The sequence below is a fragment of the Nonomuraea sp. MTCD27 genome (genome assembly GCF_041950495.1).
Taxonomy (GTDB): Bacteria; Actinomycetota; Actinomycetes; order Streptosporangiales; family Streptosporangiaceae; genus Nonomuraea.
Window position 1 is genome coordinate 74,210 of record NZ_JBGNUW010000021.1, and the last position, 16,742, is coordinate 90,951.

The 16,742-nt window shown below is 71.8% G+C and carries 15 protein-coding genes; 7 read left to right on the plus strand and 8 right to left on the minus strand.

Annotated features, from left to right (window positions below; translation table 11 throughout):
* Positions 1-27: 27 nt before the first annotated feature.
* The 3 genes from ACBJ59_RS46375 to ACBJ59_RS46385 all read right to left on the minus strand — a co-directional run bounded on the left by ACBJ59_RS46375 (position 28) and on the right by ACBJ59_RS46385 (position 4,904).
* Entirely contained in the window at positions 28-1,230 is a 1,203-nt protein-coding gene (locus ACBJ59_RS46375; protein ID WP_375116466.1) for a cytochrome P450, read from the minus strand.
* Positions 1,231-1,279: 49 nt separating this feature from the next.
* Positions 1,280-2,620 carry a hypothetical protein gene (locus ACBJ59_RS46380; protein WP_375116467.1) on the minus strand — a complete coding sequence of 447 codons (1,341 nt, stop codon included), beginning with the start codon at positions 2,618-2,620 and terminating at the stop codon, positions 1,280-1,282.
* A 244-nt stretch (positions 2,621-2,864) separates the two neighbouring features.
* Entirely contained in the window at positions 2,865-4,904 is a 2,040-nt protein-coding gene (locus tag ACBJ59_RS46385) for a spermidine synthase (RefSeq protein ID WP_375116468.1), read from the minus strand.
* 186 nt (positions 4,905-5,090) lie between these two features.
* On the opposite strand from ACBJ59_RS46385, the gene ACBJ59_RS46390 reads away from it, so the two are divergent.
* Positions 5,091-6,449, plus strand: coding sequence for a S8 family serine peptidase (locus ACBJ59_RS46390; protein ID WP_375116469.1), 1,359 nt, complete (start codon positions 5,091-5,093; stop codon positions 6,447-6,449).
* A 42-nt stretch (positions 6,450-6,491) separates the two neighbouring features.
* On the opposite strand, the gene ACBJ59_RS46395 is transcribed toward ACBJ59_RS46390, so the two are convergent.
* On the minus strand, positions 6,492-7,217 hold the full coding sequence (locus tag ACBJ59_RS46395) for an ABC transporter permease (protein ID WP_375116470.1): 726 nt from the start codon (positions 7,215-7,217) through the stop codon (positions 6,492-6,494).
* Positions 7,217-7,972: an ABC transporter ATP-binding protein gene (locus ACBJ59_RS46400; protein WP_375116471.1), complete on the minus strand. Its 756-nt coding sequence runs from the start codon at positions 7,970-7,972 to the stop codon at positions 7,217-7,219. Before ACBJ59_RS46400 ends, ACBJ59_RS46395 begins: the two co-directional genes overlap by 1 nt.
* A 66-nt stretch (positions 7,973-8,038) precedes the next feature.
* Here ACBJ59_RS46400 and ACBJ59_RS46405 point away from each other — a divergent pair, with 66 nt between their 5' ends.
* On the plus strand, positions 8,039-8,764 hold the full coding sequence (locus ACBJ59_RS46405) for a TetR/AcrR family transcriptional regulator (RefSeq protein WP_375116472.1): 726 nt from the start codon (positions 8,039-8,041) through the stop codon (positions 8,762-8,764).
* Here ACBJ59_RS46405 and ACBJ59_RS46410 read toward each other — a convergent pair.
* Entirely contained in the window at positions 8,672-9,082 is a 411-nt protein-coding gene (locus ACBJ59_RS46410) for a DUF4190 domain-containing protein (protein WP_375116473.1), read from the minus strand. The two genes, ACBJ59_RS46405 and ACBJ59_RS46410, sit on opposite strands and share 93 nt — an antisense overlap.
* 26 nt (positions 9,083-9,108) lie before the next feature.
* Between ACBJ59_RS46410 and ACBJ59_RS46415 the strand changes: the two genes are divergently transcribed.
* Positions 9,109-9,894, plus strand: coding sequence for an ion transporter (locus ACBJ59_RS46415; RefSeq protein ID WP_364112366.1), 786 nt, complete (start codon positions 9,109-9,111; stop codon positions 9,892-9,894).
* Positions 9,895-9,970: 76 nt separating this feature from the next.
* On the opposite strand, the gene rpsD is transcribed toward ACBJ59_RS46415, so the two are convergent.
* A complete protein-coding gene (gene rpsD, locus ACBJ59_RS46420) occupies positions 9,971-10,585 on the minus strand; it encodes a 30S ribosomal protein S4 (protein WP_375116576.1) in 615 nt (204 codons plus the stop codon).
* A gap of 75 nt (positions 10,586-10,660) precedes the next feature.
* On the opposite strand from rpsD, the gene ACBJ59_RS46425 reads away from it, so the two are divergent.
* The 4 genes from ACBJ59_RS46425 to ACBJ59_RS46440 all read left to right on the plus strand — a co-directional run bounded on the left by ACBJ59_RS46425 (position 10,661) and on the right by ACBJ59_RS46440 (position 15,755).
* On the plus strand, positions 10,661-11,362 hold the full coding sequence (locus ACBJ59_RS46425) for a DUF2470 domain-containing protein (RefSeq protein WP_364112364.1): 702 nt from the start codon (positions 10,661-10,663) through the stop codon (positions 11,360-11,362).
* 113 nt (positions 11,363-11,475) lie between these two features.
* Positions 11,476-12,006 carry a hypothetical protein gene (locus ACBJ59_RS46430; protein ID WP_375116474.1) on the plus strand — a complete coding sequence of 177 codons (531 nt, stop codon included), beginning with the start codon at positions 11,476-11,478 and terminating at the stop codon, positions 12,004-12,006.
* Positions 12,003-14,162, plus strand: a complete 2,160-nt coding sequence (locus tag ACBJ59_RS46435; RefSeq protein WP_375116475.1) for a bifunctional polysaccharide deacetylase/glycosyltransferase family 2 protein — start codon at positions 12,003-12,005, stop codon at positions 14,160-14,162. The genes ACBJ59_RS46430 and ACBJ59_RS46435 overlap by 4 nt, the downstream gene beginning before the upstream one ends.
* Positions 14,163-14,273: 111 nt before the next feature.
* On the plus strand, positions 14,274-15,755 hold the full coding sequence (locus ACBJ59_RS46440; protein ID WP_375116476.1) for an MFS transporter: 1,482 nt from the start codon (positions 14,274-14,276) through the stop codon (positions 15,753-15,755).
* A 144-nt stretch (positions 15,756-15,899) separates the two neighbouring features.
* On the opposite strand, the gene ACBJ59_RS46445 is transcribed toward ACBJ59_RS46440, so the two are convergent.
* Positions 15,900-16,733 (minus strand): TetR/AcrR family transcriptional regulator, encoded by an 834-nt coding sequence (locus ACBJ59_RS46445; RefSeq protein ID WP_375116477.1) that lies wholly within the window; start codon positions 16,731-16,733, stop codon positions 15,900-15,902.
* Between the last annotated feature and the right edge of the window lie 9 nt (positions 16,734-16,742).

Below are 16,742 nucleotides of genomic sequence, written 5' to 3' on the forward strand. Positions count from 1 at the left end.
ACTCGCCGGTCTGCGGCCCCTGGCCGGCTAGCCGGCGCCGAACGTCACGGGCAGGCTCACCGGCCCCCGGACGGTGAGGCTGGCCCGCCAGCGCAGCCGCTCCGGCGGCACGGCGAGGGCCAGCCCGGGCAGGCGGGCCACCTCGCCCAGGGCGGCCCGGCCCACGATGCGGGCGAGCAGGGCGCCCAGGCAGTAGTGCGGCCCGTGCCCGAAGCTCAGGTGGGCGTTGTCCTCCCGGGTCAGGTCGGGCCGGTCCGCCCCGGGGAAGCGCCCGGGGTCGCGGTTGGCGGCGCCCAGCGCCACCAGGATCGGCTGCCCGGCCTCGACGCGGGCGCCGCCGTACTCCACCGGCTCCAGGGCGAAGCGCCACGTGGCCAGCTCGACCGGGCTGTCGTGGCGCAGCAGCTCCTCCACCGCCCGGTCGATCAGTTCGGGGCGGGCGCGGAGCTGCTCCAGCGCGCCGGGGTGGCGTAGCAGCGTGTGCGCGCCCAGCCCGATGAGCCCGACGGTCGTCTCGTAGCCGGCGACGAGCAGCAGGAAGATCATCGACAGCAGCTCGTCCTCGGACAGCCGCTCGCCGTCGTCCGCGGCGGCCGTGATCGCGCTGATCAGGTCGTCCCCCGGTGCCCGCCGCCTGCCCTCGACCAGCTCCCCCACGTACGCGGCCAGCCGCCGCAGCGCCTGCGGCCGGGCCTCCTTGCCCGAGTCGGAGGACACCACGGCCGTCGTCCACCGCTGGAAGTCCGTACGGTCCCCCTCGGGCACGCCCAGGACGTCGCAGATCGTGGCGAGCTGCAGCGGCGAGGCGAAGTCGCCGACCAGGTCGTCGCCGGGGCGGAGCCCGGCGGCCAGGTCGCGCGCCCGCTCCTCGGTCCGGGGCCGCAGCCGCTCCAGCCGCCGTTGGGTGAAGAACCCGGTCACCAGGCGGCGCAGCCGGGTGTGCTCGGGCGGGTCCGTGGTGAGCAGGTGGGTGCCCAGGCCGGAGCGGTCCTCCAGCGGCCGGCCGCGCCCCGCCGCCTGCCAGTCGGGCGGCGCGTGCCGCGGGTCCTTGCTGAGCCGCGGGTCGGCGAGCGCGGCGCGGGCGTCGTCGTAGCGGGTCACCAGCCAGCCGTACAGGCCGCTGCGCAGGGTCACCAGGTGGGGCACGCCCGCCTCCCGGAGCCGGGCGTAGGCCGGGTAGGGGTCGGCGAGCAGCCCGTCGTCCCCCGGCAGCATCTCCTCCAGCAACATGTCCTCCCCCGACGCGGTCCGGCGGGGCGCCCGCCGGACCGCTCTTCGGCTACTTGCCGAGCTGTCCCAGGATCCACTCTGCCAGCGGACCGGTCACCTGGCCGTGCTCGGAGTTCTGGGAGTCGCACTGGAAGTCGTCGAGCTGGCTGTGCTCCGGCGACAGCGACGTGATGTCGGTGTAGAGATCGACCGTCCACTCCAGCGGGTCGTAGTGGAGCGCGACCGCGCTGACCGTCGGGACGAAGCAGGCCGAGCGCAGGCGGGTCGCGATCGGCACGCCCAGCTTGTCGGCGAGCATGCCGTACACGGCCAGCGTCCCGCCCGGTGCGCCGTCGAACGGCGCGACGTCGCTGGTGTAGCTCTTGCTGGCCCACATCGGCACCGCCCGCATGCCGCCGACGTGCCGCCTGCGGCCGCGATCGGGCTGGGTACGCGCGTTCGCCCCGACGAGGCCGCCCAGCGCGCTCCACTCGAACACCAGCTCGTCGGGTGGCACGTTCCTGCCGGTGCCGTCGGCGGCGCCGTTGGCCACCCCGAGCTTGCGCGGCCGGACCGGGAACCACCCGACGCGGCGCAGGTCCTCCAGGAACTCCACGCGCAGCGGGCTGGCGGTGGCGACCGGGCCGGAGTAGCGGCCGCTCTCGACCCACGCCCACAGGAGCTGCTGCGCGGCGGGGCTCCTGATCAGGTCGGCCTGGCCGGGCACGGCCGGGGAGAGCTTCGCGGCGAAGTAGGCGAGCTGCTGGAGGATCAGCGGGATCCACGCGCCGTTGTGCGGCGAGTCGTAGGACAGGTACGTCATGGTCTGGTGGTCCTCGCCGCGGTTCTCCATCTCCGCCAGCGCGTACCGGGTGGCCAGCCCGCCCATGCCGACGCCGCCGACGATCAGCGGCGCGTCACCGGCCCGCCCGCTGATGGCCCGGCGGACGCAGGTGGCCACCACCCCGGCGTTGGCCTGGATGTGGGTGTGCCGGGCGCCGAAGCCGAGCAGCACGACATCGATGCCCTGGGCGAGGAGCTGGTCGAGCAGGCGGTGCTGGTGGGGCGGGTAGGGCGCGTTGAGGTGGCGCCACAGCCCCGGCAGGTCGCTGGGTCCGTGGTTGAAGCCGTCGGCGAGGATCATCGGCCGGACGAGGCGGTCGTGGCCGGCGCCGTAATGGACGGCGGCGGTCCCGGTGGCGGTACGGCCCAGGTAGGGCCAGGCGGAGGTGAGGGTCCATTCCTCCTGCGGCGTCCGCTGCTCTCCGGTGGGCGGCGGCGCCGGGGTCGCGAACAGCACTCCTTTCGGCAGCACTCCGGCGATCTGCTCGGCGCGACCGGCGGGCACGGGGTCGGACTCCTGCCGCAGGGCGAGCTCGACATCTATCCTTGCTGCCCCTTGTGTCGCCATGATTACACCTTTTCTCGTGGGTTTACCGGACGTCACCCCCGATCCCGTACCTCCATTTCCGGGAAGAAGAATTTCCCTTTCCACGTTCAACGAACATCGCGATCAAGGCATGGCTGGTACCCCTACGTCTACCTCACCTCGCAGTCTCCGACAAATCAACCCACATCCGAAACAATCCATCTGACCATCGGTCAAGAAAATACCGAGGCCATTTCAGAAATGACCTCGGTAATTCGCCGGAGTGTCACACCAGTGCGGAGTTCTTCCTCGGCAGCAGGGCCAGGGCGCCGAGGTAGAGCAGGGCCGCCACGATGAGCAGGCCCTTGTAGCCGATCACCAGCGCGACATATTCCAGGCAGCCGCCGACCATGGCGCCCAGCAGGTTCGCGCCGAAGGACGTGGTCGCGTCGGCCGTCTCGGCGAAGCGCTTGGCGAAGACCACGTTCGCGGCGAAGATCGGCAGGAACGCCACCGTCACGGCCGCCACCGCGCGCAGCGGCAGCGGGAGCGACAGCAGCCATTCGTTCGGCACGAGCCAGGCCAGCAGCAGGCCCGCGAGCAGCACGCCGTACATGACCGGCAGCGGTGGGGTGCGGAAGCGGCGGGTCACCTCGACGGCGGCGAGCACCGCCACGAGCACGCCCGCGAAGACGATCGCGTTGACCACCCACGTGGTGCCGAACAGCAGCGCGAACCCGGTCACGCTCTTCGTCTCCAGCAGCATGAACGCCACGCCGAGCAGGAACAGGTCGGCGTACGGCCGCATCCGCCGGTACGGGCCGGCCACGACGCGGACGGCGAGCAGGCTGACGATGAGGATCAGGGCGAGCGTGATGACGTAGATCGGCGGGATCGTGGCGTCCTTGAGGTAGAGGAACGGCCGGTCGTCGCCGGCGGGCTGCGGCGTGCCCGGCGCGGCGCCCGGCCATTCCGTGGCGCAGCGCTGGTCGGCGGGGGCCAGGCCGGCGGTGATCACGGCCTGCTGGCCCGCGGTGCTGACCACGTCCACGCACGGCTTGTGGCCGAAGGCGCCCTGCATGGTCGAGGCCAGGCGGTCGACGAGCCAGCTCTCGCGGTAGTAGTTGTACATCGAGAACGTGCCGCCCGGCTTGAGGTGGTCGCGGGCCGCCCGCATGGCCTCCTCGGTGAACAGGTAACTCTCCAGCCGCAGCGAGCTGGCGCCGGAGACCAGGGTGAGCGAGTCGGGCAGGGCGAAGAGGATCAGGTCGTACTTGTCGCCGGTGCGCTCCAGGAAGGCGCGGCCGTCGGTGACGTGGGTGGTGACGCGCGGGTCGTCGTAGGGCCGGTCGGGGTGGACCGAGCCGCCCAGCTCGCGCAGCTTGGGGTCGATCTCGACGGCGTCGACGCGGGTGGCGCCCTTGGACAGCGCGATCGCCACGTCGGTGCCGCTGCCCGCGCCGACGACGAGCACGTCCTTGGGCGGCTTGCTGGTCCGCTCGTACGGCAGGCCGTACTGGGCCTCCCACTGCAGCCGGGCGGCGGCGGGCACGGCCTGCTGGTGCGGGATGCCGTTGACCGCGATGTCGGTGACGGGGATGCCGAGCTGCTGGAGCTGCTTGGTGGTGACCTTGTAGTAGGGCGACCAGATGGCCCCGGCGGTGAGCGTCTCGGCCAGCAGCAGCCCGACCACGGCCAGGGACGGCACGGTCACCAGCCCCACGTAGAGCGCGCGCGGCCGGGGCACCAGCAGCAAGCCGTAGCAGATCGCCCCGATCAGCCCCCAGAACACCGGCGGCGCGCTCAGGAACGACAGCGCCGTGAACGCGGCGATGCCGGTGAGGCTGCCGATCAGGTCGTAGCGGTAGGCCTCAAGGCGCGGCAACTCGGGGAAGCACCGCCCGACGAGCTCGGCCGGCCCCATGAGCACCACCGCCGCGGCGCAGAAGATCACCGGCAGGATCGCCCACGCGGGCGGCCCGCTGGTGGACAGGCTCGTCCAGTACAGGACGCCCTCGGTGTTGCGGTCGACGGTGACCGGGAAGGTCAGCACGACAATGACCAGGACGGCCAGCACGACGGGCGAGTAGTACGGCTGCCGCCGCGAGCGCCCTACGCGCAGGAAGCCGAGCCCGATGCCGAGGAAAGAGCCGAGCAGCACGAAATTGGTGAAATAGCTGAGATGGACGATGTTGGACCCGGTCCACCGGATCAGCGCCAACTCGAGGAAGAGCATGAAGGCACTGGCGAGGATGAGTCGCGGCCGCACCGCCAGCCAGTGTGCCTTTTCCCCGTCGTCTACCGGCTTTTGCGCCTGGAGCGTCATGATGCCTCACCGTAGTGAACAGACCGAAAACAAGGAAGTCTGACAGCCCAGAACAAATGTCGTCCGCTTCGCGCCGATTGGGGTGTTCGCGCAGGTCAAAACCCCCGAGATGTGCTGGACGTGCCGGGACGGATGAAGGAATGTTGGGAGGTTCGTTCCCTCCAAGAAACCGTCCGGTGGTGACACATGCGGATACTGATCCAGCTCCGTCCCTCCCCCGACCTGGTCGCGGCCGTCGTCGACCCAGGCCAGAGCGCCAGCACGGCCGACGTCGCCGATGGTCTGCCCGGGGTGGAGCTCGACCCGGCCTTCGTCCCCGTGGCCGTGCCGAGGCCCGTTCCCTCCGCGGGCGGCGATCCCCTCTCGCTCAACCAGCCGCTTGACTACTCCCTGGCCGCGGAGGACGCGTCGGTGCTGGTCAGGGGCACGATCTCGGACGACGAGCTGGCCGCCAGGGTCACGCTGCTGCCCGCGCTCAGGCCCGACGTGGTGGGCATCTTCGCCGACCCCGTCATCGAGTCCACGCCCGCCTGCGGGGGCGACCCGCCGGTCGGCGACTGGCACGACGTCGAGCGGCTGCTGAACGTGCCCGGCCTGCACGCGCAGGGGCTCGACGGCACCGGCGTCGCGGTGGCGGTGCTGGACACCGGGATCAACGCGGCCCACACGGCCCGGCACCTCGGCAGGGGCGTCACGCTGGACGCCGAGCGGTGCTGGAGCCCGTCGGGCGTGCCGGGCCGGCCGGGCGAGTTCGAGGTCGACCACGGGACGATGTGCGCGTTCGACACGCTCATCGCGGCCCCGCAGGCCACGCTGATCGACATCCCGGTGCTGCTGTCCACCCGGCCGGGCGGCTCGGCGCTCGACGGGCTGCTGTCGGACGCGGTGGCCGCCTTCGCGCACCTGCGCAACGTGCTCGACGCCCAGCCGGCCGGGACCAGGGCGCTGGTGGTGAACAACTCGTGGGGCTCGTTCTCGCCCGAGTGGGACTTCCCCGTGGGGCATCCGGGCAACTACTCCGACAACGCCGCCCATCCGTTCAACCTGATGGTGGCCGCCCTCGACAAGGCGGGCGCCGACGTGCTGTTCGCGGCGGGCAACTGCGGGCGGGAGTGCGCGGACGGCCGCTGCGCCTACTCCAGCAGGCCCATCGTGGGCGCCAACTCCCATCCCAAGGCCCTGTCGGTGGGCGGCGTCGACGTCAACGGCGAGCGGGTGGGCTACTCCTCGCAGGGGCCGGGCCGGCTGACCGCCCGCAAGCCCGACGTGTGCGCGTACACGCATTTCTCCGGGTCGAAGGCGTTCGGCGCGGACCAGCCGGACACGGGCACGTCCGCCGCGGCGCCGGTGGCGGCCGGGCTCGTGGCGGCGGTGCGCACCCGGTGGCCGGCCACGAAGCTGTCGCCGGCCCAGTTGCGGGCGCTGCTGCGGCGTACGGCGGAGGACCGCAGCGAGGTCGGGTTCGACTACGACTACGGCTACGGGACCGTGGATCCGGCCGGGCTCATGGCCGCGCTCCAGCGGCGGGCCAAGAGCGTGCCCTGACCCCTTCCGGCGAGGACCGGGCCGCCCTCCCGGCCCGGATTCCTACGCCTGCTCCCGGTTGAACACCCGCGTCCCGATCGTGAGGCAGACCACGGCGAACACCACGGTCACGGCCACGCCGGCGCCGACCGTGCCGGTCGCGTACCGGCCCTGGAACAGGTCGCGCATCGCCTCCAGGACGTACCTGAACGGGCTGATGTGCGAGATCGCGTCGAGCCAGCCCGGCGCCATCGACATCGGCAGGAACGCCCCGGACAGCAGGATCAGCGGGACCACCGCCGTGGACATCACCGGCGCGAAGAGCTGCTCGTTCAGGCTCAGCGCCACCGCGTACGACAGCGCGGCCAGGCCCGCCCCGAGCACGACGACCAGCACGAACCCGGCGGCCAGTCCCGGCGCCGGGGCGCGCAGGCCGAAGGCGAAGGCCACCGCGAGCAGCAGCAGCGTCTGGACGATCAGCGTGACGACGTTGTTCAGCACCCGCCCGAGCAGCAGCGCCAGGCGGCTGGCCGGGGTGACGCGCATGCGCTCCAGCACGCCGAGCCGCTTCTCGAAGACCACCCCGAACCCGGCCATGCCCGTGCTCATCAGCCCGAGCTGGACGATCAGCCCCGGGACCAGCGTCTCCCACGTGCCGATCGTGGCGAAGATGGGCCCGAACAGCACCAGGAACAGCAGCGGCTGGATCACGCCGAAGACGATGCCGACCTTCTGCTGGAGCGTGACGCTCACGCCGTGGCGGAAGAGCACCCAGGTGTCACGCAGCATCAGGCCCCCTGTCCGGACAGCTCGTTCACCTCGCGCAGCGACCTGCCGGTGATGTCGAGGAACACGTCGTCGAGCGTGCGCCCGCCGCTCTTGAGCTCGGCCGGGGCGCCCTCGGCCACGATGCGGCCGTGGTCGATGATCAGCAGCCGGTCGCAGAGCGCGTCGGCCTCGTCCAGGTAGTGGGTGGTCAGGAACACCGTCATTCCCTTCTCCGCGCGCAGCGAGCGGATGTGGTCCCACAGGTTGGCCCGGCTCTGCGGGTCGAGACCGGTCGTCGGCTCGTCGAGGAAGAGCAGCGCCGGCTCGTGCAGCAGGGCGAACGCGATGTCGAAGCGGCGGCGCTGGCCGCCGGAGAGCGCGGCGGGGAACGTGGTCTCCAGCCCGGTGAGCTCCAGCCTGGCCAGGACCTCCGCCGTCCTGGCGGCGACCTCGCGGCGGCTCAGGCCGTACAGCAGGCCCTGGAGCTCTAGCTCGCCCTTCACCGGCGTGACGGGCGGCATCCCGCTGCCCTGGGCGACGTATCCGATGCGCCTGCGCACCTCCTTCGCCGCACCGATCAGGTCGTGGCCGGCCACCGTGGCGGTGCCGGCGGTAGGGCGCAGCAGCGTGGTCAGCATGCGCATGGTCGTGGTCTTCCCCGCGCCGTTCGGACCGAGGAAGCCGACGATCTGGCCGGGCTCCACCGACAGGTCGACGCCCCTGACGGCTTCCACGCCGCCGTCGAAGGTCTTGCTCAGACCCGATGTCTTGATCATTTAATCGCCTCCAAAATTAGAGTAACAACAATTTTGGGGTCACTGCAAACTCGATAGGATGGAGGCATGCGAGAGGGGCTGCGGGAGCGGAAGAAGCGCGAGACCAGGGAGCGCATCTCGGACATCGCGATGGGGCTGTTCATGGCCCGGGGGTTCGACAACGTGACAGTGGCCGAGGTCGCGCAGGCCGCGGACGTGTCGGTCAACACGGTCTTCAACTACTTCAGCACCAAGGAAGACCTGTTCGCCGACCGGCAGGAGCTGGCGGTGGAGCTGCCGCAGCAGGTGCTCCGGGAGCGCGGGCCCGGCGAGGGCGTGGTGCGCGCGTTCCGGCGCGACTTCCTCGACGCGATCGACACGCGCGACTGGCGTCACGGGCTCAACGCGGGCAACGACGTGTTCACCGGGATCGTCAACGCCAGCCCGGCGCTGGTGGCCCGGCTGCGCGAGATGCACGTCGAGCGGGTGCGGGGCCTGGCGCGGGCGCTGGCCGACGAGCTCGACACCGACCCCGACGACCTGACCCCGGAGCTGGCGGCGGCGCACATCCTCAACACCACCCGCATCCTGAGCGAGCACGCGGTCGCCATGATGCTGGCGGGCGAGCCGTGGGAGAGGATCGCGCCGCTGCTCAGAACGCAGGCGGAGAAGGCGTTCGACCTGCTCGAAGCCGGCCTGGGCGGCTTCGGCGGGCGGGCTCTAGTAGGAGCCGGTGGAGGAGAAGGCGCCGCCGATGAGGGCGACGGAGAGGCCCAGGGCCACGAAGCCGAGCGTGACCATCAGCATGATTGAGCTGATGATGCCGCAGATGCGCCCGGCCTGGACGTGACCGCGGTTCTCGTAGACATAGCCGCTGGCGTCGATCTCGCGTAGCGCCTTGGTGCCCATCGACCACGCGAAGGGGCCGATGAAGGTGCAGACCACCAGGCTGAGGATGCCCAGCACGAGGATCGTGGTGCCGCTGGGATGGCTCTGCGGCGGCGGGCCGTAATAGCCAGGACCGTAATCGGGATAAGACACGCTCGCTCGCCCCCTCATCTCTGCGGTCAGGTCGGCATTTATACCACGATCCCCCTCTTGATCATGTTGCGTCATCATGGTGTGGCACATGATCCACCCTTTAGGAGCCTTCCCCCGTGCGTGAACGCACCCGTGCCTTCCTCACCCACCGGCATTTCCAGCGGTTCGTCATCGGCGTCATCCTGCTCAACGCGGTCACCCTCGGCCTCGAGACCTTCCCGGCCGTCGTCGAGCGCCACGGCGCCCTGCTCACCGTGATCGACCACATCGCGCTCTACATCTTCACCGCCGAGCTCATCGCCAAGCTCTACGTCGAGCGCACCGCCTTCGTCCGCGACCCCTGGAACATCTTCGACACCCTCATCATCGGCGTGGCCTTCGCCTCCACGACCGGCGGCCTGTCGGTGCTGCGCGCGCTGCGCATCCTGCGGGTGCTGCGGCTGCTGTCGGTCGTGCCGAGCCTGCGCCGGGTGGTCTCGGCGCTGCTGCGCGCGATGCCGGGGATGAGCTCGATCGTGGTGCTGCTCTCGCTCGTCCTGTACGTGGCCGCCGTCATGGCCACCAAGCTCTACGGGCAGACCGCGCCCGACCGCTTCGGCAGCCTGCCGACCTCGCTGTTCACCCTCTACCAGACGATGACGGGCGACGACTGGGGCAACATCGCCCGCGAGGTCATGAGCCGGCACCCCACGGCCTGGATCTTCTTCACCATCTTCATCCTCGTGTGCACCTTCGTGGTGCTGAACCTCTTCCTCGCGGTGGTGGTGAGCGCGATGGACGAGGAGAACGCCGAGGAGCGGGCCGCGCTGGAGGACACCACGGCGCACACCCAGCAGATCCTCGACGAGCTGGCCGAGCTGCGCAAGGAGATCGCCGAGCTGCGCGGGGTGCGCAGCGGCTGAGCCCCCGGCGGCACGAAAGGCGACATGAAAAGAGCGCCACGTCCGGCCACGTGGCGCTCTGCCGCTCCCGCCGCGCCTAACGGGAGTAGAACTCCACCACGAGCTGCTCGTCCACGGGAACGACGATCTGCTCGCGCTCGGGCCGGCTCACCAGCGTGAAGCGCAGCTCCTTCAGGTCGACCGACAGGTACGGCGCGATGCGCTCGTCGGCGTGCACGCCCTCGGCGGCCGCCACGAAGGGCTGCATCCCGCGGGACCGCTCCCGGACCGTGATGACCTGTCCTGGCTTGACCAGGTAGCTGGGGATGTCCACCTTGCGGCCGTCCACGGCGATGTGCCCGTGGGTGATGTACTGCCTGGCCGCGTAGATCGACGGGGCCAGCCCGGAGCGCAGCACGAGGGAGGCCAGGCGGCTCTCCAGCAGCGTGACCAGCTCGGCGCCGGAGGCGCCCGGCTTGCGCACGGCGAGGTCCCAGTAGCGGCGGAGCTGCCGCTCCGACACGTCGTAGTACCAGCGCAGCTTCTGCTTCTCCATCAGCCGCAGCCCGTAGTCGCCGGTGGTGCGGCGGTTGGTCTTGCGGCCGTGCTCGCCCGGCGGGTAGGGGCGCTGTTCGAAGTAGCGGACGGCTTTCCTGGTCAGCGGGACGCCCGCGCGACGCGACAGTCGCACCTTGGGGCCGGTGTAGCGCACGTTCACCTCAATGTGATTAGGTAATCCTTACTTAGGCAAGGCTAACCTACACCATTGTTTGCTCAAGGAGTCGCCATGTTGCCGATCCCCGAGCGGGTCCGCACCCTCGCCGCGACCGCCGGCGTCGCCAAGCTCTCCGTGGACGGCGCCCCCTCGCCCGCGCGCGGCGGGGTGGACGAGCGCGGGCGGCCCATCCTGCTCGTCCTGCCCGGCGAGTCGCTGCACGGCCTGCGCGAGGACGCCGTCGTGGCGGTGAACCTCACGTCGATGCGGCAACTGGGCACGGTCACCCACCCGCGCGGGCTGATCGAGGTGCAGGGCTGGGCGGAGGCCGTACCGGAGGCCGAGGCGCGCGCCGCGGCCGTGGCGGTGGCCGCGCACACCGCGGACGAGAGCCTGTTCGACGCGCTGGAGCGGTTCGGGCAGCGGGACGCGCCGCGGCTGCTGCGGCTGGACGTCGGCCAGGTCGTCTACCTGACCGGGCAGGAGTCCGGGCTGCTGGACGCCGACGACTACCTGGGGGCGGCGCCCGACCCGCTGACCGAGACGGCGGAGCGGGTGCTCGCGCACGTCAACGCCTCGCACCGGCCGCAGCTCACGGCGGGCGTGACCAGGCAGCTCGGCGAGCCGGCCGGGGAGGTGTGGCTGTGGGAGCTGGACCGGTTCGGGGCGACCGTACGGGTGGACGAGTCACTCGTGCGCTTCCAGTGGCCGACGCCCGCCGGCACCGACCTGTGCCTGGAGACGGCGCTGCGCGGGCTGTTGTGCTCGTGCTGACAGATCATTGTTTCGCTGGTCAGCGGCAGAGTTGATCACGATTAACTGTGAATTATTCGGACAAACCTTTACATCGGTCATAGGAGTGCGCTCTCCTCTCTACCATTTGACCCGTGAGTGGAACGGATCGGACGCCGAGCACAGCGGTGTTCGTCGATCAGAGCGGCCGGCGCAGGCGGGTGCTGATGGTCGCCGGGATCCTGCTCGGCACGTTGATGCTGGCCACGGCCGCGATCCTGATCGGCGGCGCGTTCAGCACGACCAGGCTCGACGCCGTGGACTGGCCGGGCGACGGCGGCCCTGAGACGTCCGCGCCCGCCACCCCAGAGTCGCGGCCGTCCGAGTCGCCGACCCCGCGGCCCAGCCGGTCGGTCGCTCCCCCGGCGAGCACCGAGGTCACCTCGACGCCCACCCGCAGCAGGACCGTGCTCCGCACTCCCGAGCGGAGCACCGAACCCACCGCCCGGCCGGGCACGACCGCCTCCGCCACCCCCAGCGCCACGCGGGCCCCCTCCTCCTCCGCGTCCCCGACGCCGGACGCGCCCACGACCGGGCCGACGGGCGGCGCCGGGCACACGCCGCCGGGCCACACCAAGGAGCCCCCGGGCCTGGACCCGAACAAGACGCAGGGCCCCAAGACGTGACCCAGGCCGACACCCACGTCTGGCCCGTCGAACCCGCCTCCCCCGCGACCCACCGTCCCCGGCAGGCCGACCCGCGCGGTCACTGGTTCCTGATGGTCGTCGCGGTGCTGCTGATGTCGGTCGCGCTCGTGCTGCACGGGTACGCGACCAACGAGGTCGGCGAGACCCGCGCCCCGAGCGCCGCGTCCCCGGCCCCGGAGGGCGTGCGCGAGGGCGGCCCCGTGGTGAACACGACCGGTCAGGGGCCCGCCAGCCTGCGCCTGCCCGCGCGTACCGTGGCGCTCACGTTCGACGACGGGCCCGACCCGGTGTGGACGCCGCGCCTGCTCGACGTGCTGAAGCGGCACGGCGCCAAGGCGACGTTCTTCGCCGTGGGCGCCCGCGTCGCCGAGAACCCCGCCCTGGCCAGGCGGATCGTGGACGAGGGCCACGAGCTGGGCAACCACACCTACGCGCACGCCGACATCTCGGGCGTCCCGGCCTGGCGGCTCAGGCTGGAGGCGTCGCTCACGCAGAAGGCCATCGCGGGGGCGACCGGGGTGCACACCCGCCTGCTGCGGCCCCCGTACTCCTCCACGCCCGACTCCGTCACCGCCCCGCAGTGGCAGGCGATGCGCGAGCTGGGGCGCGAGGGGTACCTCGTGGCGCTGACCGACCTGGACACCAAGGACTGGAGCCGGCCCGGCACCGACGAGATCGTCCGGGCCGGCACGCCCGCCCGCGGACGCGGCGCGGTCGTCATGCTGCACGACTCCGGCGGCGACCGGAGCCAGACGGTCGAGGCCGTGGACCGGCTGCTCACGCGGCTGGGCGAGCGGGGGTACCGGGCCACGACGCTGACCGAGGGGCTCGGGCTGAGCTCGGCGTACGTGCCGGCCGGCAGCGCGGACGTCCTCATCGGCCAGGGGCTGAGCCTGGCGCAACGGGGCTCGGCGGCCTTCGTGGAGACGCTGGCGTGGGTGCTGGCCGGGGCGGGCGTGCTCACGCTGGCCCGGCTGCTGTTCTTCCTGGTCCTGGCGTGGGTGCACGTGCGGCGCGTGCGCGGCGGGAAGAGGCGGGCCGGGCGGGCGGCGCCGTGGCCGTCGCCGCCGCCGGTCAGCGTGATCGTCCCGGCGTACAACGAGACGGCGGGGATCGAGGCGACGGTGCTGTCGCTGGTCACCACCGGCTATCGGGGCGAGGTGGAGGTGATCGTCGTGGACGACGGGTCCACCGACGACACCGCCGCCAAGGCCGCCGCGCTCGGGCTGCCCGGCGTACGGGTGATCAGGCAGCGCAACGGCGGCAAGCCGTCGGCGCTCAACACCGGCATCGCGTACGCGGCCCACGACATCCTGATCATGGTGGACGGCGACACCGTGTTCCAGCCGGACACGATCGGCCACCTGGTGGCGCCGCTCAGCGACCCGGGAGTGGGCGCCGTCAGCGGCAACACCAAGGTCGGCAACCGGCGCGGCATGCTCGGCCGCTGGCAGCACATCGAGTACGTGATCGGCTTCAACCTGGACCGCCGCGCGTTCGACCTGCTCGGCTGCATGCCCACCGTGCCCGGGGCGATCGGCGCCTTCCGCCGGGCCGCCCTGGACTCCGCCGGCGGGCTCAGCGTGGACACGCTGGCCGAGGACACCGACCTGACGATGGCCATCTGCCGCAACGGCTGGCGGGTGGTCTACGAGGAGAAGGCGCTGGCCTGGACGGAGGCGCCGACCTCGCTGCGGCAGCTCTGGCGGCAGCGCTACCGGTGGTGTTACGGGACCCTGCAGGCCATGTGGAAGCACCGGCGGGCGGTGACCGAGCGGGGGACGTTCGGGCGGCGCGGGCTCGGCTATCTGGCGCTGTTCCAGGTGGTGCTGCCGCTGTTCGCGCCGGTGGTGGACGTGATGGCCGTCTACAGCGTGCTGATGGGCGATCCGCTGCCGGTGGTGGCGGTGTGGGCCGGGTTCGTGGCCGTACAGGCGCTGACGGGCTGGTACGCGCTGCGGCTCGACCGGGAGCGGGCCAGGGTGCTCTGGGTGCTGCCGCTGCAGCAGTTCGTGTACCGGCAGCTCATGTACCTGGTGGTCATTCAGTCGCTGGCCACGGCGCTGCTCGGGGTGCGGCTGCCCTGGCAGACGATCCGCCGCGAAGGCACCTTCGCCTCTCCTTCCTCCTCCTGATCCCCCGGTTCCGGGGTGTCCAGGGAAGGATCTTGCCCTCATTGTGGAATAAAGCGTTCCGTTCTGTTATTGTTGGAACAGAACAAGCCGTTCCGCAATCGGAGGCCTGCGATGACCGCACTGGACACCCGCCCGGCACAATCACCCACGGACTCCACGCCCGCCTCCCAGGACCCCGTCGGGACCGCAGGGGCCGCCACGCTGCAACCCCCGGCCGCCTCGGAGGCGGCGCCTTACCGGTGGCGGTGGCCGGCGCTCGCCGTGATCCTCGCCGGTTCCGTGATGGAGCTGCTCGACGCCACCGTCACCAACATCGCGGGCCCGACCATGCGGGCGGACCTCGGCGGCGGCACCTCTCTGATCCAGTGGCTGGGGGCGGCGTACATCCTGGCCATGACCGCCGGCCTGCTGACCGGCGGGCGGCTCGGCGACATCGTGGGCCGCAGGCGCATGTTCCTCATCGGCGTGGCCGGGTTCACGGTGGGCTCGCTGCTGTGCGCCCTGGCCTTCTCCCCCGAGACGATCATCGCGGCCAGGATCGTGCAGGGGCTGTTCGGGGCGGCGATGATCCCGCAGGGCATGGGGCTGATGAAGGAGATGTTCCCGCCCAGGGAGCTGGCGACCGCGATGGGGCTGTTCGGGCCGGTCATGGGGCTGTCGGCGGTGGGCGGGCCCATCCTGGCGGGCGCGCTGACCGCCGTCGACTGGCGGCTGATCTTCCTGATCAACCTGCCCATCGGGGCCGGTGCCGCGCTGGCCGCCCTGCGTTTCCTGCCCGCCTCCCGCCCCCGCAAGGGCACCCGGCTCGACCTGCCCGGCGCGGTCCTGGCCTCGGCCGGCGTGGTGCTGCTGGTCTTCCCGCTGGTGCAGGGGCGGGAGCACGGCTGGCCCGCCTGGTCGTTCGCGATGATGGCCGCCTCCGTCGCGGTGTTCGCGCTCTTCGCCGCCCACCAGAGGAGGAAGGCCGCGCGGGGCGGCGACCCGCTGGTGGCGCCGAGCCTGTTCGGCAAGCCCGCGTTCGTGTCCGGCATGGTGACGGGGGCGATCTACTTCGCCGCCTTCGCCGGGTTCCTCCTGATCGTCGGCCTCTACACCCAGCTCGGGCTGCACTACTCCCCGCTCAAGGCGGCACTGACCGGCGTACCGTCCTCGCTCGGCATGATCGCGGGCATGGGCGTCGCGCAGGCCGCCCGGAGGCACGGGCGCAAGGTGCTGCTGGCGGGGGCGCTCGTCATGGGGCTCGGGGTGCTCGCCATGATCGTCGTCTCCGGGCCCGGCGTCTCGCCGTGGCAGCTCGCTCCGGCGCTCGCCGTCGCGGGGCTGGGCAGCGGGCTGATCATGACGCCGTACTTCGGGATCGTGATGGCCGCCGTCGACCCCTCGGAGACCGGCTCCGCCTCCGGCACTCTGTCAGCGCTGCAGCAGGTGGGCGGGGCGCTGGGGCTGGCACTGCTGGGGACCGTGTACTTCGGGACGGGGAGCGTGCAGGTCGCGTTGGGGGTGGCGGCGGGGATGATCGCCGCGACGTTCGTCGCGGGCCTGATGCTCCCCCGCCAGACCCGCGACGAGACGCCTCCCCACCCCACCCACTGACTCGCCCGCCCCGGAGTGGGCGGATGTGGGCGAGCGGTGGGCGAGCGGTGGGCGAGCGGTGGGCGAGCGGCGGGCGGACGTCGGCGGGCGGACGTCGGCGGGCGGACGTCGGTGGGCGGACGTGGGTGGGTGGGTGTGGGGAGGTTATGGGTGGGCGTCTTGGGAGGGGTGGGTGCGGGACTGCTCCATTCCGCTCAGCAAGTAGCCCAGGCCCTCGTCGAACGTGGCGTCCCAGTCCAGGTCCAGGCCGTGTTCGGCGAGGGCCGGGTAGCGGTCGGCGCGGTCGCGGAGGAATCCGTCGGTGTCCGTGCCGTTCCGGCCCTCCCAGGTCACCTGCATGATGACCGAGCCCATGACGTAGTTGGACAGGCTGTACGCCGCCGCGTTCGGTGCGGTGAAACCGGCGGCGGTGAGGGTCTCGTAGAGGAACTCCGTGCGCTCCAGCGCGTTCGGGCCCATGAGGGGCCGGTCGAGGATGGTGGCCGACCACGGGTGGCGGAGCAGGGCCGCACGCCAGCCGCGCATCAATCCACGCACCCGCGCCTGCCAGTCATCCCGTGAAGCAGTGCTGGGCAGGCCGCCCCCTCCCCGCTCGACATCCCCGGCAGCAGTGCCGGACAGGCCGCCCCTTTCCCGCTCGACATCCCGGGAAGCGGTGCCGGGCAGGCCGCCCCGCTCGACATCCCAGGAAGCGGTGCCTGCCGAGCCCGCCTCTCCCCGGCCGTGGCCTGCAGGAGGGGGCGCCGGCAGGCGGACCTCGCGGAAGATGGCGTCCAGGGTCAGGTCCAGGACGTCGTCCTTGGTCTTGACGTGCCAGTAGAGGGTGGTCGAGCCGGTGTTCAGGCGTTCGGCGAGGCGGCGCATGGTCAGGCGGCCGACCCCCTCCTCGTCCAGCAGCGCCATCGCCTCTTCCACGATCCGGTCCAGCGTCAGGGTCTGCCGGGGCGTCCTGCGGGGGCGCGACCACACGTTGTCCATCCGGAGATA

What these genes read in the sequence shown, in the direction of transcription:
- ACBJ59_RS46375 (WP_375116466.1), bottom strand. Translation starts at nt 1,230, where the DNA reads ATGTTGCTGGAGGAGATGCTGCCGGGGGACGACGGGCTGCTCGCCGAC.
- ACBJ59_RS46380 (WP_375116467.1), bottom strand. Translation starts at nt 2,620, where the DNA reads ATGGCGACACAAGGGGCAGCAAGGATAGATGTCGAGCTCGCCCTGCGG.
- ACBJ59_RS46385 (WP_375116468.1), bottom strand. Translation starts at nt 4,904, where the DNA reads ATGACGCTCCAGGCGCAAAAGCCGGTAGACGACGGGGAAAAGGCACAC.
- ACBJ59_RS46390 (WP_375116469.1), top strand. Translation starts at nt 5,091, where the DNA reads ATGCGGATACTGATCCAGCTCCGTCCCTCCCCCGACCTGGTCGCGGCC.
- ACBJ59_RS46395 (WP_375116470.1), bottom strand. Translation starts at nt 7,217, where the DNA reads ATGCTGCGTGACACCTGGGTGCTCTTCCGCCACGGCGTGAGCGTCACG.
- ACBJ59_RS46400 (WP_375116471.1), bottom strand. Translation starts at nt 7,972, where the DNA reads ATGATCAAGACATCGGGTCTGAGCAAGACCTTCGACGGCGGCGTGGAA.
- ACBJ59_RS46405 (WP_375116472.1), top strand. Translation starts at nt 8,039, where the DNA reads ATGCGAGAGGGGCTGCGGGAGCGGAAGAAGCGCGAGACCAGGGAGCGC.
- ACBJ59_RS46410 (WP_375116473.1), bottom strand. Translation starts at nt 9,082, where the DNA reads ATGTGCCACACCATGATGACGCAACATGATCAAGAGGGGGATCGTGGT.
- ACBJ59_RS46425 (WP_364112364.1), top strand. Translation starts at nt 10,661, where the DNA reads ATGTTGCCGATCCCCGAGCGGGTCCGCACCCTCGCCGCGACCGCCGGC.
- ACBJ59_RS46440 (WP_375116476.1), top strand. Translation starts at nt 14,274, where the DNA reads ATGACCGCACTGGACACCCGCCCGGCACAATCACCCACGGACTCCACG.
- ACBJ59_RS46445 (WP_375116477.1), bottom strand. Translation starts at nt 16,733, where the DNA reads ATGGACAACGTGTGGTCGCGCCCCCGCAGGACGCCCCGGCAGACCCTG.